The organism is uncultured Roseivirga sp. (assembly GCF_963973945.1).
In the GTDB taxonomy this organism is placed as follows: domain Bacteria; phylum Bacteroidota; class Bacteroidia; order Cytophagales; family Cyclobacteriaceae; genus Roseivirga.
The window spans coordinates 37,349-50,358 of record NZ_CAXBBV010000019.1; the positions used below are offsets into that span (position 1 = coordinate 37,349).

Below are 13,010 nucleotides of genomic sequence, written 5' to 3' on the forward strand. Positions count from 1 at the left end.
ATGTACTATAAAATTAAAGCATCCATAGACCTTAAAATGGTCGGTAGATACCCTCAGGTTGAAGAGGGTATCTTTCCTGTAAGTGTTCACCACCCCCAATTTATAGATAGAATACGTTATGAAAAAGCCCAGTTTGAGCCCATTATGGCGAAGGCCAAGCTTGCCCCAAGGGCCAAGTTTACCGACCTGATAAGTGCAAGCACTATTGGCTTCTCATTAAAATTATTGGTGAGTGAACGGTTAAAGGAAATATTTGAACTGTACAGGGTAGAAGGCATGGAGTTCTTTGCCACAGAGGTGGTTCAAAAGTCCATTGCAAAAAAGTACTGGGTAATGAGCATCTACACTTTCGACTATGTAGCACTGGATTTAGCCAATTCGCAAATAATTTTGACAAAGGATGTATTTGAGGAAGTAAAGGAAATTAATGTTTATAGTACGGATCAATTACGTACTTTAAGAGAGAAAGTACAAAATGAATACGGTGAAGACTTTTCGTTTCTAATCAAGAAATTAGGTTTTTTGCCCAACAGTAAGGATTTACTCTTCTTAAGGCCTGTAAGCGCTGGGGTTGGCTACTATGTTTCACAAAGATTAAGGGATCATTTGGAGGAATCGGGCATTACAGGCATAGATTTTCTAGAACTTTAGTATAATGAACAAGCAACTATTAGATTTAATACTGTCATCATTTCCCAAAGACTTTAGTGAGGTTTTAAAATTCGTAAAGCCCACAATCGGCATAAAGGCAGGAGAAAAAACTCAGGAAAGAGAAGCGACTTCTAAATTTGGTGGTTCTCCAGACATCCCCAATGGCTTTAATTGGCCAAGCTTTCAGGGAAAACCAATGGCATTTCTTTGTCAGATTGTTCTTGAAGAAATCACGGGTTATGAGCCTTCACATTTGTTACCCAAAACGGGAGTTTTATACTTTTTTGCTCATACAGCCTTAAAAGATAGATTTCCTGAGCAAACTGGTGAATTTAAAGTGATGTACGAGGATGTTGAAAAAAAGAACCTACAGAGAGCTCAATCGGCCAATGATCTAATGCTTTCCGAGCGAAACCTTAAATTCTTCCAGCATTATACTTTCCCATCCTACCAAGATCATGAAATGGAAGTTTTATCTCATAAGGGAATTGAATTAGATGATTTTATAGATGAAAATGAGTTTGAAATTAGAGAATTACTCCTTGGCAATGTTGATACTCCATGTCACCAAATATTAGGACAACCCTTGGCCCTTCAAGGAACAGTTAAATATTGGTGGGCTGCCGAGCACTCAAAATTTGCAGCGCCTTATTCTGAAAAGCAAAAGACAGAGTTGTGTGAGATGGAAAAGAAATTCCACCTCTTGCTACAAATAGACCTTGAAAATGAAAATTTAGATATTCAAAATTATTTAGGGGATGGAATGGCTTATTTTGGCATTCACCAAGATGATCTGGAGATTCAAGATTTCAGTAAAGCCCTATTGGTAATTCAGAACACCTGATTAGTGACTCCAGTCATACAAAAAAGCAATTGATCAATAGAAACGGGAATGAAAGATATTGGTTTTTAAGATGGCTTAAGTAATCTATTTACTATTAATAATTTAACACATTTTAAAGAAGTACCTATGTTTTATCTGCGAGCTTTAAAGTATATATTCTGTATAAGCCTATTCTGTACATGTTGGAAACCTATGTTGGGGCAAAGCCCTATTACCAGTGGAGAAATAGTCTTTTTTTCAACAACCCAAGTTAGTGCCGACAAAGCCAAAGAGCTATCTAATAACTTCACTCAAATAGCAGTAGAGGGTTTAAAAGAAGACGGAGACACACTAAGCAAAAACCAAATGGAAGAAATTGAGAATTATGGGTCATTCTTGGCCTCTGTTTTTGGTCAAATGAATTCTGGTGAACAAAAATGGCTTCATCACACCGTCTATTTTCCCGATTCTTCTGTCTATTATCAGACTTTGGATGGTGAGGTTAAAAGCGACTATACAATTACTAGTTATAAAGACAATAAAACTTACACCTTATCAAGACTCATTTCTGGGCATATTTCAAATGAGCGTAAAATAGAGCAGAATATTGAAGACAGTATAGAGATTACTGAAGACAGAAATAATCGGAAAAATATCCTCGGCTATGATTGTTTCAAAATCACCGTTAAATATCCACAAGAGGATGACGAAGAATTTGAGATGCTCTTTGGTAGAAGAATTAAGGAAATGTATGTAACGGATCAGTTTCTTGCCAAGAATCATCCAATTGAATATAGTCGTCAAATTCTGTCCAAATATTTTCCTCTAGAACTAAAAGATTACAATGAGAACCAGCCCCAAATGATTACTTGTTCCAAGGTTGTTAAGATTGAGTTGAACTAATAATTAGTGACTCCAATCATAACTATCCAACTTCATTAAGCAAGCGATCAATAAGTCAATAGAGCCTTGAATATCCTCTTTATGCGCCATTTCTATTACTTGATGTAAATGGCGAGTGGGGATTGAAACCGCTCCTGAAATCGCTCCATTCTTGCCCATTCGTTGAACACCAGCAGTATCTGTACCACCAGCAGTAAGTATTTCTGGCTGCCATTTAATTTTCTCCGAATTGGCAGTTTGCTTCATAAATTCCACCATACGATAATCGCAAATGGTTGAAGCATCCATAATTTTAATGGCCGTACCCTTTCCCAATTCTGTAACCATTTCGTGTGGCTGAGCTCCTGGTAAATCGAAAGCAATTGTGGTATCTAAACCAAAACCAAAATCGGGATTGATGCTATGAGCTGAAACATTTGCACCTCTTAAACCAACTTCTTCTTGTACTGTAAACACCCCGTAAACGTCATAAGGCTGGTTTTTCAGGTTTCTCAAAGCCTCTATCAAAATAAAAACAGAAACACGATTATCTATAGATTTACAGTTAACACAATCGCCCATTTCAATCAGTTCTCTTTCTCTGGTAATCGGATCGCCAATTGATATAAGCTTTTCTACTTCCTCTTTGGGCCTGCCCAAATCGATAAAATAGTCTGAAAGTTTGGCCAACTTAGTACGCTCTTCAGCCGACATTACATGGATGGGCTTACTGCCCATTACGCCAATTACATCTTCCTTCCCATGAATAATTACACGTTGTGCAGTTAATGTTTTCGGGTCGAAACCGCCTAAAGTATGAAAACGCACAAAGCCATTATCGTCAATATGGGTTACAATGAAACCAATTTCGTCCATATGAGCCGCTACCATGGCCTTTTTCCCTTCAGGATTATTAGCTCCCCTCTTAATGGCAATTACGTTGCCCATATTATCTACCGACAACTCATCTACCAAAGGAGTAACTTCTTTGATTACTAAATCACGAATTCTCTTTTCGAAACCGGGTGCTCCAGCTTCTTCACAGATTTTCTTAAGGAGGGATACATTAATGCTCATATGATGTACAATTTTATGCACGAATATAGAGCTAAATTAAAAGGGGAAAAAGAGAATTAGAGGTCTTCGGCCAAGGTAAAAACCACTGTCAGGGAATATACTCCCGGAGTGTAGCCCATTGTAGGCGTTAGTTTATAGTCAATTCTAAATCTATGCGTAAAAGCATTATTGGCTGGGTCGCCAGGTGCGTTAGCTCCTACACCACCTGCAGTTAGTGGGTCATCGGCTGCTGAACCAATCAGAAAAATAGGTGATGAGTTATCTTGTAACTGAAAAAAAGCTGTTTGTTGCGAGGTTCCGCCAGGGCTAGAAGCTCTTAATTCTAGTATAGAAACTGGAACATTTGAAGTACCAGCACTTGAGTAGGAATTGAGTAAGTCCCACCGTCCTGCAATATTGGTTTGAGCACCAACATATAAATCCCATTGTGCTGAAGATTCTACTGTGATTTCTGTAGCTCCGGCCATGATAATTCCATTGTTGTATTGCCGGATGGTGTTAAAAGTAAAATTGAGGTCTGTCCCTCTTGTAATGTTGATGTCAAGGCTTTGAGATCGAGCAAAAGAGGTAATTAGCGAAAGAAAAAATATGAAGCACCAGCCCCTAACCATGCATAAAAGTATATAAAATTAAAAGAGGTAGCAATATGCTACCTCTTTTAACCAATCAACATAAATCGAACTAACTTTTACTACGTCTTAGTAAAAAGTAATTTCTTTATTATAAATCTTCTGCTAGTGTGTAAATCACGTTCAAGCCATAGAAACCAGCTTGATACTGAGCAGTCAAAGTAGGAATAATTCTGTAGTCTACTCTGAAAAAGTGAGAATCAGGAGTAGTCAAATAAGTACCTGCAGCAATACCATCACCAGCACCTACTGTTCCTACGATATCTAATCTAGTATCAGTTAGGGCAGTAAAGTTAGTTAGGGCAGAAGAACCAGCACCGTCAATTACTCTTACTTCTAATAATGTAGAAGGAACAGTTGAAGTACCAGCACTAGAGAAAGCTTGTAACTGAGCCCAGTTAACAGTTTCTGCTTGTACATACAAATCCCAAGGCACAGTAGACTCTACTCTTAATTCAGTAACGTTTGGCTTAATAATACCATTAACATAACTAGGGATTGTGTTGAACGTGAATTCCACGTTAGGGTCTGTAGCCAATGTTAAATCAAGAACACCTTGAAGATCCATAGCTACATAAACGAATTCATTGTCGTCCGGTAGGACTTGGGCATTCGCTTGAAAAGCGGATGTAACAGCGAGTAATGCGGCAATAGCCAGCACTCTCAGTTGTGCAACTTTTTTCATGAGTATTTAATGTTTAGGTTAAAAGTTTTGACAGGTGAATATATGGACTTATTTTCATATCTAAAACTATTCACAAGAAATTTTTCTACTTTTTTTAATAGAATCGCCTTCTGAAAGGTTGAAAGGCTTGTTTTGCTTATGAACTTTTTTTCCATGAAAAGATTATTTACCCCTTTCGGGTATTGTAATTTCAATTTCTGCAGCAGCCACTTCGTCTCTATTGCCATAGTCTAACACCCCAAGTACTGAGTATCTTCCTGGAGGGAAATCTTTTGGCACTTGAAAGTGTACATCACGGTTGCTTGCTGGCAATACGGTAAAGTTCTTCGATTCCAATCTTCTCGTTTCTCCATTCGAAAGGTTAGTGATTTCGGCATAGGAGTTACACTTAAGAAAGGTTTCTCCAACATTCTTTAATCTAAGCACCAAATCTTCTCCTTGATGAGTAAAATCAATCACTTCTCCTTTTGAGTAAGTCACGCTTGGAGGCGTTTGAAAAACATACACTCCAAATCGGTAAGACTGATTCAGATTTACAATCAAGCCATCAGCCCCTTTTTCTTGGGCTTGACGTTCATTCGCAATTCGAATATAGGTAACGGCCCATCGTGCCATTAGAGCGGTAGAGTCTTGAGGTACATCCAATGCCAGCATTACTTCTTGTTGTTCGCCAGGAGCCAATTCGAAGAAAGAGGGCTCTGCGCTCAACCAGTTGGCACAAGAACGAGGCAACTCTCCTTTCTGTAAAAATTGACTTTTACCTTTACGGGTTGCATCAAAGTCTCCAAAGTCTACTTGAAAAGTTTGAGTTTCTTCTGAGTTATTGGCTACAGTAACCCTGCCTCTTCCGCTCCCTCCAGGCGAAACTTTAAAGTTTAACCTTGTTGGGGAGGTAGATATTTTTTGACCATAGCCTTCAAAAACAACAAACATTAGCAGGCAGGCCAATGCCAGCTTTGTAAGTAGTTTGGTGCTTCTTGATTTAGGTTCAATTTTCATCAGTTAATCAATTTATTTGTTGTCGTCTTTATTGTCAAACTTCTTAATATTTACCCTCCTAGATTTTTCTATGAGGTAAAAAGTTACTTGATAGTTTACATTTACATTATTCACATTCAGCGTGTAACTGCTTTGGGCAAACTGAAATTGCTCGTCTACGGCTTGCTCGTTTACCTGGATTGTATAAAGACCGAAAGGAACATAAAGATTAAATTCTCCACCTTGTCCGCTCAAGGCAGTATAACTGTTCCCACTATTGTCGGTCATATTTACCCGAATACCCGATAAGTTCATCCCCCCAGCTCCAAGTGCGGAATACTGAGCTTGTTGAAGTATAATATTGCCTTTTACTTGTACTCCACGTTTTAGCGGAATAAACACGGTTCGGTCATTATCTAATATCACAGATTGTCCATCGCCTTTAAACCACCCTTCTACATTGGATAATACATCTGATTTTACTTTGTATTCGCCCTGTATAAGGTTTTTGAAAATAACCACTCCTTCTTCATTGGTCATTAAGGCCATATCTTTTACGGTAATTAAGGCGTCTTTAACAAACTCTTCTCCTACATCTCTTCTGTTATTTCCGTTCAGATCTTTAAACACAACTACCTCTAAATCATGACTCTTACTGCCGGGTCGTTTAACATTGAAGGTCTTTTTAATTCCAAAACGCAATAAGAAATTACTCTGAGTATAAGTATTGAAAACACCATCTCCTAGAGCATTTACACTCGGTAGTGGGCTTTCCCCTTGGTTAATTCTAAAGAGTTCACCCGTAAGGGTAAACTGAAAATCGTTTTTAGAATAGAATGTTAGCTGTGGACTGAAATTACTTCGAACACGTGCCAAAACTGACTCATAACTAACATTGAAAGTTGGTCGTACAGAAAGGCGTGCCTTACGAAAATTCAATGTGGCAAAGGCCGAAATAAAGGCCGATTGCGGATTAATACCATCTTCTACCACCCTGAGGTTATCCAAAACATTGTATGGCCCATAGTAGTATCTGGCTGTTACATTTAGGTTTTTGTACCGAATCGTGTTTTCCCAACGTGCTACCAAATAAGGGTCTACGTCATAATCTAAGGCCTTTGTAAAGCCTGTATAAAATCGGCTATAAACTCTAAATTTCGATTGTCTATTGCTAGAAAAAAGAACTCCTCCCCCTGTAGTAAATGTTTTTATACCTAAAACTTCATCGTCATGAATTCTAGGGAACAGTACGAAATTACCGTTGTCAGTACTCCAGCCATATTGAAATTCGTACACATTTCTTTTGAATTTATTTTGAGGAAAAAGAAAACCCTTGCTATAAATTTCCGCATTTCGGGTATTCATATCAGTCTTTAAACTAAAGAACTGCCCGTCTTTAAAAGGGTATCTCAAATTTAGATTCAATGAGGTTGTTCCTCGGTACTGTGATAAGAAATTGGGACTGTTCAATCTTGCTTGTGATGCCAAACTGATGCCCTTATGGGTTACACTGTATTGAGCTCCAAAACCATAACCCGTTGTTTCAAATGGATTAGTGCTCTGAGTATGCCTTTCTTGACTAAACCCAGCATTTACTTTTAGTATTTGACTACCGCTTATTCTGTAACTACCATTTGCGGTAACCAAGCTTCCATCAATATCATTGAATTCATCTTTACGGCTTACAGCTTCTGCTTCTACTTGAAGACTCTTTCCATCTTTATAACCAACACGAGCACCAATATTGGTTAGGTAGTTCATCAGGTTTCCATTTTGTTGACGTCTAACATAAATTCCACCAATATTAAATCTCCCATAATTGTAATTTCCCTTTACTCCAGTTCCATTAAGTAGAATTTCCATATTATCACCTATATCGCCTGCTGCAAACTGATATTTTGGAGTACTATATTGAACAAAGCGATAAGAGCCTAAAAATTGAGTTCCTGTGTAAGCACTATTGGAAATGATTGTTTGATAATAGTATCTCAGATTTTTGTTTAATCCTAAATCAGTGTCTCCATAAAGGTCCAGACTAAAGTTTGTAAACTGAGAGAGAATATTGTAAGAGTTGAACTCCATGGTAAGCGGAATGCTTGAGTTTCCTGCTTCGCTCTTCACTTTAATTTCATTACTTAGTCGAAGTAATTCCACTCTACCACCAGAACTGGAACTTCCGCCCGAATTATCTTTCACCTGAATTTGTAAACGATATATACCTTCTTCCGCCTCCTTTTCGAGCATTGGTTTTGAAGAGAAGAAATCGTCCTTTTGCTTTCCATTAGTCAGCCTTGCCACAAACCTTAAAGTTGTATCTATACCAACTGGCAAATTCATCGAGAAAGCATTTTCCGCTATCGGGTTACCTTGACCATCTGCAATTGTCACTTTAACTGGGGGAGAAAACAACACATATAGATCCTCATTGGAGTTACCCGTATTGGTGAAGTTTATTCTAAAGCTAGTGCTGTCCCCACTTGAGGGAAAATAAGCTACTTTATCCAATACATTCGCTCTCCATTGCGAAAACTTCTTAATCTCTAAATTCCAAGGAGTGCTTGCCAAAGGTATATTCTGACTAGATACAGCAGAGGCATTTACAAAGTAATTTACATTACCTTCTGAGTTTTTCTGTGGAATAATACGTACAGGAATGAAAAGGGAATCGTTGGCAGCAACGGTGTAGTTTTTATCTCGACTTGTAAGGGTTGACCACCCTGCTGGGGATGATATATCTAAGCTAAAATTTACTCTACGTGAAGTTCCGTTTTTAACTCGGAGAACATTAGTGGCAACTTCATCAACTGACCCAATAGTAGCACCATTCACAAAGGTTAGCGTGAATCCATTGGCGACTACACTGTTAGTTTGAGCGTTTGTATGAGTACAAACAGTTAATAACAGTACGCCAATCACAGTAACGGAGATATAACTCCACAGCCTGAGAAAGCAGTTGATCACAATTGAGTTAGCACGTTTGGTGTTAGGTAATGTTCAAAGATATAAAACTCTATCTAAATTCCTACAATAAAAGCACTTACCTTTTCGTTAAAAAACGCCTTTAAAATGTATATAGGGCATTTTTGACTACCAATTGCATTTTTAGAACTGTAAAAATCAGAAAATTTTTAAACTACTAAATCGACTCTAGTAATTAAGCGTCTTTATAAGGGTACATTTCACTTGTTTTCCATAGAAAAGATTATTGAATTTAGCCATCTACAGATATTACAAAACGGTATATTCTCCAATATATCTTTTGTGTGTCTAAGAGATTTATAAGAAGGGTAGGGCAAATAAAAAAGCTCCGATTACTGGAGCTTTTTTGTGCGCACGAGAAGATTCGAACTTCCACACAACTTAATGCACCACCCCCTCAAGGTGGCGTGTCTACCAATTTCACCACGTGCGCTTGGTATCCAATTTAGGGATGGCAAAAGTAGAGAAGTTTTGACTGAATTCAAACATTGACCCACACCATTTACTACCAATGTAATTGTAAATAGACAGGAACCTTTCTACATTTAACTTCTTAAAAACGCGTTTATGAATAACCTAAACAGAAATGCCATTGTAGGGCTAATCTTTATTTTGATTGGCACCGTGTTTCTATTAGACAACCTAGACATTATTTCTTGGCACTATAGACGCTATATTTTCCAGTGGGAAAATATTCTCATTATTATAGGTGCTGTACTTATTCTCAACAAAGAGAATGTGAAGACTGGTGGGATTCTGATGGGTATTGGTGTTCTCTTGAATTTTGACGAATGGTTCAATCTACATGTTAATATTTTTGACTTATGGCCGCTTGTATTTGTAGTGGCAGGAATAGCCATTGTAAACCGAAATAAGGAAACAAAAGACGATAAATACGACCCAAATACAGGGAATTTAGACGCAAACAAAATAAACGATACTGCTATTTTTGGTGGTGGAGACAAAGTAGTAAACAGTGCCAACTTTAAAGGTGGCTCCTTAACCGCAATTTTCGGAGGGTCAACAATAGATCTTACCCAAGCCAAACTGGCCGATGGCCGAAATGAAATAGATGTGTTCTATATGTTTGGTGGTTCTAAAATTCGAGTACCTCAAGATTGGAGTGTACAATTGAACGTCACGGGTATTTTTGGAGGAATGTCGGACAGAAGAAAGCTTATAGATCCACAAGCTGATGGAAACAAAGAGCTTGTAATCCGCGGGACCGCAATTTTTGGTGGGGCTGAGGTAACCAATTAGTTTCTTTGCCATTCTACGGCATCTGTACAAGATTAAAACATTCCGTGTATAAATAAAATTTAACGATTTATTTATACATTAGTGTCACACAAACTTCAACCAAAATGTCATTGACAAGGGATTTAATTAAAAGTCAGGTGATACAGCCTGCCTTATTATCAGTAGCCGATTTCACTGGAGATATTGAAGATTTCAGCTTTACAAACTTCCAGCCCACACACCAATCTGTATTTCTCAACAAGATAAAGTCTACCTTAAATGGTATTCCCGTAACCGATGGAGGAACTCCTTATCCTCAGTACATGTATGATATTATCCTAAATCCTTCAATTTTTTCTGGTTGGGTAACCATAAAAGACTGCATCGATTACACCACAAATAATTACAGCACTGGCCCTCGTTAATCATGAAAAAGCTCTTTGTTTTTCTCTTCCTATGTTTTGGGCTTAGTTTACAAGCTCAATATTCGTTTAATACGGTAGTTAATACTCCTTTAGTCCCTTCCGTGAATATTGTAATTTCCAACTTGGGAAACGGTTCGCCTATTAATCAAATTCGTTCGTTAGTAGTTTATGATTCTATCAAAAACTCCATCAACTTTTACTCCAATGGAAAACCTGTTTTGGTGAACAGCCCTGATGCCCAAGTGAAAACTCGTTTTCAAAACAATGCCATACAGGTAGAGTTAACGAAGGTGAGTAAATCCGATTTAGTGTTACTCCAAAATTTAGGAAGCAATGTTTATTTAAGTTCCAATTCCGACATTTCTCTAACCCTTAATTCGGGCTCTCTAGTCATTCCTAAAACCAGTTTGGAGTCCCAATCATTAGGGAAAATTTTAATTACCAATGACCTTATGGAAACCTATTTTGGTGCCTTTGGTGGTGAATACGCTTATGCAAATAATTCATTCAATTGGAGTTTTACCCCTAAAAGCGAAAGCGATATCAATAAAATGGAGCTTAATGCAGACTTCAGTTTTCATCAGTCGTATCACCTCTCAAAAGGTAAGGCTGGTAATGAGAAGCCATTAGTTTTTTATGCCAAAGGAAGAGTAAGCACCAATGCCAAAGACTCACTGAATTACCTATATATCTATCCTTTAAACTTTGATATTTCGGGAGCAAGTGAAGCTCAAATGATGGCTAGGTTTGGAGTAGAGGGCAATCAAACTTTCACTAACGGGAGAATGGCTTTCAACTTCTCTTATGAAAAACTCATCGGCAATTTGGTCGATTTCACCTACGGTAGCAATAGGCTCAGACTAAAGCCTGTACTGAATATAGGAGGAAAAGTGTACAAAGAATTTGATAATATGAGGATTGGAACAGAATCGAGCAACGAACTGTCTGGTCAAGTATTTGCCAATCTCTACTATAATATTCCCGTGTTCGATAACTATTCCATCATTATAGAATCAAACACCTATTACGATTTCAGCGAAGCCATTAATCCCGACCAAAAGTTAAAAATAAATTATAGCATTGCTTTAGGAGTAGACATTCCAAAATCACCGTTTAAAACGCTATTTAAATATAAAGACGGACAAGTGGATGTTAACAATTTTTCTGATAGCAATTTGACCATTGGTTTATTAGCCGATTTAGAATCGGTGTTGGGATCAGGTAAGTAAAGCCTTGCTTCAAATCTTTCTCTGGCTCTAAATTTGTAAATGAAGTTCGAAAAAGCCTAAATTCGAACATGATCAAATCTTTTGCTTTCACTACTCTTTTATTCATCTCTTTTGGCGCTTTCGCACAAATCGATGATTCTGCTGTTGCCAACTTCGCTAAGTCATTTTCTGAAAAGAATAATGTACCGATTGAAGAAGTCAACGCCATTCTAAATAAGGCTACTTATCAAGCCGATATTATTGAGAAAATATCGAAGCCTGCTGAGGGTACAATGACTTGGGAGCGCTATCGTAAAATATTCATTACTGATGAACGCATTAATGCAGGTGTTGAGTTTTGGAAAGCAAACAGTGAAACTTTAGCAAAAGTGAGTGCCGACACTGGCGTTCCGGAACACATTATTTTAGGAATCATTGGAGTAGAAACTTACTTCGGAAGAATTAAAGGTAGCTACAAAGTACTTGACGCACTCTATACCCTCTCTTTCGGTTACCCTAAACGCTCCAAGTTTTTTGCTTCGGAACTCGAAGCTTATTTAATATTGGCTAAAGAAGAAAAACTTGATATTGAAACCACAAAAGGCTCTTATGCGGGTGCTATGGGCTACAGCCAATTTATGCCTACTAGTTACCGTGCTTATGCCAAAAGCTTTGAAGATAACGGCACAAGAGATTTAATCAATTCGCCAGAAGATGCCATTACTTCCGTAGCCAATTACCTGAAAGTCCATCGTTGGGAGAAAGGTGAACCAATAACTTCAAAGGCTACCATGACTCGCAAAATCACTAACTTAAATAAACAGGTACTTAAGCCTAAAAACAAAGTAAGCGACTATACCGCTATTGGTTTTCAGCCAGCCGAAAAGTTAAATGCAAACAGCCCTGCCACCATGATTATTCTTGAAAACGAACAAGGAGAAGAACACTGGTTTGGCATGAATAACTTTTATGTAATTACGCGCTACAACCACAGCCCACTTTATGCTATGGCTGTTTATCAACTGGCAGAGGCCGTTAAGGCTAAAAAAGGTAAGGCTGAATAAGAAACCAAAGAAAGTACTATTGAGAAAATGACTCTCAGCAATATTAACTTGCACTGACGATTTTCTAGAGAAACCCTGATCTAAACCGATCAGGGTTTTTTATGCCCTTATAGTATTCATTGTGGATGATCAAATAAAAAGGGGCTACGGCAAAAATGCCGTAGCCCCTTCTCTGTGTCTGTTAAGTTCCTATTTTACCTACTCAATCTCACAATATGCACCCAGCTGTTTTTGAATCGGGTGTCGTTCCTGATTTCTTTCATTCGGGCAATGGCCTTCTCAAAGTCATTGAGGCTTTCGATGTAGAGGTAGTCGAGCTTGCGCTTTTGACTGGTGAAGATGTTGGCACTAGGATATTCTGCTTTTAGCT

The 13,010-nt window shown here is 38.0% G+C and carries 12 protein-coding genes and 1 tRNA gene; 7 read left to right on the top strand and 6 right to left on the bottom strand.

What is annotated here, in order from left to right; genetic code table 11:
• The 3 genes from AAC026_RS19160 (at nucleotide 1) to AAC026_RS19170 (ending at nucleotide 2,377) form a co-directional block, all read left to right on the top strand.
• On the top strand, nucleotides 1-651 hold the full coding sequence (locus AAC026_RS19160) for a DUF1629 domain-containing protein (protein WP_339701543.1): 651 nt from the start codon (nucleotides 1-3) through the stop codon (nucleotides 649-651).
• Between the two features lie 4 nt (nucleotides 652-655).
• Nucleotides 656-1,495 carry a YwqG family protein gene (locus AAC026_RS19165; RefSeq protein ID WP_339701546.1) on the top strand — a complete coding sequence of 280 codons (840 nt, stop codon included), beginning with the start codon at nucleotides 656-658 and terminating at the stop codon, nucleotides 1,493-1,495.
• Between the two features lie 126 nt (nucleotides 1,496-1,621).
• Entirely contained in the window at nucleotides 1,622-2,377 is a 756-nt protein-coding gene (locus AAC026_RS19170) for a hypothetical protein (protein ID WP_339701549.1), read from the top strand.
• A gap of 3 nt (nucleotides 2,378-2,380) precedes the next feature.
• Here the strand turns inward: AAC026_RS19170 and AAC026_RS19175 are convergent, their stop codons facing one another.
• From AAC026_RS19175 to AAC026_RS19200, 6 genes are all read right to left on the bottom strand, one after another.
• The gene (locus AAC026_RS19175; protein WP_339701551.1) at nucleotides 2,381-3,433 is read right to left on the bottom strand and encodes a M42 family metallopeptidase; all 1,053 of its coding nucleotides are present in this window, start codon (nucleotides 3,431-3,433) and stop codon (nucleotides 2,381-2,383) included.
• Nucleotides 3,434-3,489: 56 nt separating this feature from the next.
• Nucleotides 3,490-4,044, bottom strand: a complete 555-nt coding sequence (locus tag AAC026_RS19180) for a hypothetical protein (RefSeq protein ID WP_339605907.1) — start codon at nucleotides 4,042-4,044, stop codon at nucleotides 3,490-3,492.
• 109 nt (nucleotides 4,045-4,153) lie between these two features.
• The gene (locus AAC026_RS19185) at nucleotides 4,154-4,747 is read right to left on the bottom strand and encodes a hypothetical protein (protein WP_339605908.1); all 594 of its coding nucleotides are present in this window, start codon (nucleotides 4,745-4,747) and stop codon (nucleotides 4,154-4,156) included.
• A 162-nt stretch (nucleotides 4,748-4,909) separates the two neighbouring features.
• The gene (locus AAC026_RS19190) at nucleotides 4,910-5,746 is read right to left on the bottom strand and encodes a hypothetical protein (protein ID WP_339605909.1); all 837 of its coding nucleotides are present in this window, start codon (nucleotides 5,744-5,746) and stop codon (nucleotides 4,910-4,912) included.
• A gap of 12 nt (nucleotides 5,747-5,758) precedes the next feature.
• Nucleotides 5,759-8,686 (bottom strand): hypothetical protein, encoded by a 2,928-nt coding sequence (locus AAC026_RS19195; RefSeq protein WP_339701553.1) that lies wholly within the window; start codon nucleotides 8,684-8,686, stop codon nucleotides 5,759-5,761.
• Nucleotides 8,687-9,053: 367 nt separating this feature from the next.
• Nucleotides 9,054-9,137, bottom strand: a tRNA-Leu gene (locus AAC026_RS19200).
• A gap of 134 nt (nucleotides 9,138-9,271) precedes the next feature.
• On the opposite strand from AAC026_RS19200, the gene AAC026_RS19205 reads away from it, so the two are divergent.
• From AAC026_RS19205 to mltB, 4 genes are all read left to right on the top strand, one after another.
• Nucleotides 9,272-9,964: a DUF5668 domain-containing protein gene (locus tag AAC026_RS19205; RefSeq protein ID WP_339605911.1), complete on the top strand. Its 693-nt coding sequence runs from the start codon at nucleotides 9,272-9,274 to the stop codon at nucleotides 9,962-9,964.
• Between the two features lie 104 nt (nucleotides 9,965-10,068).
• Nucleotides 10,069-10,368: a hypothetical protein gene (locus AAC026_RS19210; RefSeq protein WP_339605912.1), complete on the top strand. Its 300-nt coding sequence runs from the start codon at nucleotides 10,069-10,071 to the stop codon at nucleotides 10,366-10,368.
• Nucleotides 10,369-10,370: 2 nt separating this feature from the next.
• Nucleotides 10,371-11,597 carry a hypothetical protein gene (locus tag AAC026_RS19215; protein ID WP_339701555.1) on the top strand — a complete coding sequence of 409 codons (1,227 nt, stop codon included), beginning with the start codon at nucleotides 10,371-10,373 and terminating at the stop codon, nucleotides 11,595-11,597.
• A 68-nt stretch (nucleotides 11,598-11,665) separates the two neighbouring features.
• Nucleotides 11,666-12,640, top strand: a complete 975-nt coding sequence (mltB, locus tag AAC026_RS19220) for a lytic murein transglycosylase B (RefSeq protein ID WP_339701558.1) — start codon at nucleotides 11,666-11,668, stop codon at nucleotides 12,638-12,640.
• Nucleotides 12,641-13,010: the final 370 nt, after the last annotated feature.

Coding starts and splice junctions, on each gene's coding strand:
- AAC026_RS19160 (WP_339701543.1), top strand. CDS start 1: ATGTACTATAAAATTAAAGCATCCATAGACCTTAAAATGGTCGGTAGA.
- AAC026_RS19165 (WP_339701546.1), top strand. CDS start 656: ATGAACAAGCAACTATTAGATTTAATACTGTCATCATTTCCCAAAGAC.
- AAC026_RS19170 (WP_339701549.1), top strand. CDS start 1,622: ATGTTTTATCTGCGAGCTTTAAAGTATATATTCTGTATAAGCCTATTC.
- AAC026_RS19175 (WP_339701551.1), bottom strand. CDS start 3,433: ATGAGCATTAATGTATCCCTCCTTAAGAAAATCTGTGAAGAAGCTGGA.
- AAC026_RS19180 (WP_339605907.1), bottom strand. CDS start 4,044: ATGGTTAGGGGCTGGTGCTTCATATTTTTTCTTTCGCTAATTACCTCT.
- AAC026_RS19185 (WP_339605908.1), bottom strand. CDS start 4,747: ATGAAAAAAGTTGCACAACTGAGAGTGCTGGCTATTGCCGCATTACTC.
- AAC026_RS19190 (WP_339605909.1), bottom strand. CDS start 5,746: ATGAAAATTGAACCTAAATCAAGAAGCACCAAACTACTTACAAAGCTG.
- AAC026_RS19205 (WP_339605911.1), top strand. CDS start 9,272: ATGAATAACCTAAACAGAAATGCCATTGTAGGGCTAATCTTTATTTTG.
- AAC026_RS19210 (WP_339605912.1), top strand. CDS start 10,069: ATGTCATTGACAAGGGATTTAATTAAAAGTCAGGTGATACAGCCTGCC.
- AAC026_RS19215 (WP_339701555.1), top strand. CDS start 10,371: ATGAAAAAGCTCTTTGTTTTTCTCTTCCTATGTTTTGGGCTTAGTTTA.
- mltB (WP_339701558.1), top strand. CDS start 11,666: ATGATCAAATCTTTTGCTTTCACTACTCTTTTATTCATCTCTTTTGGC.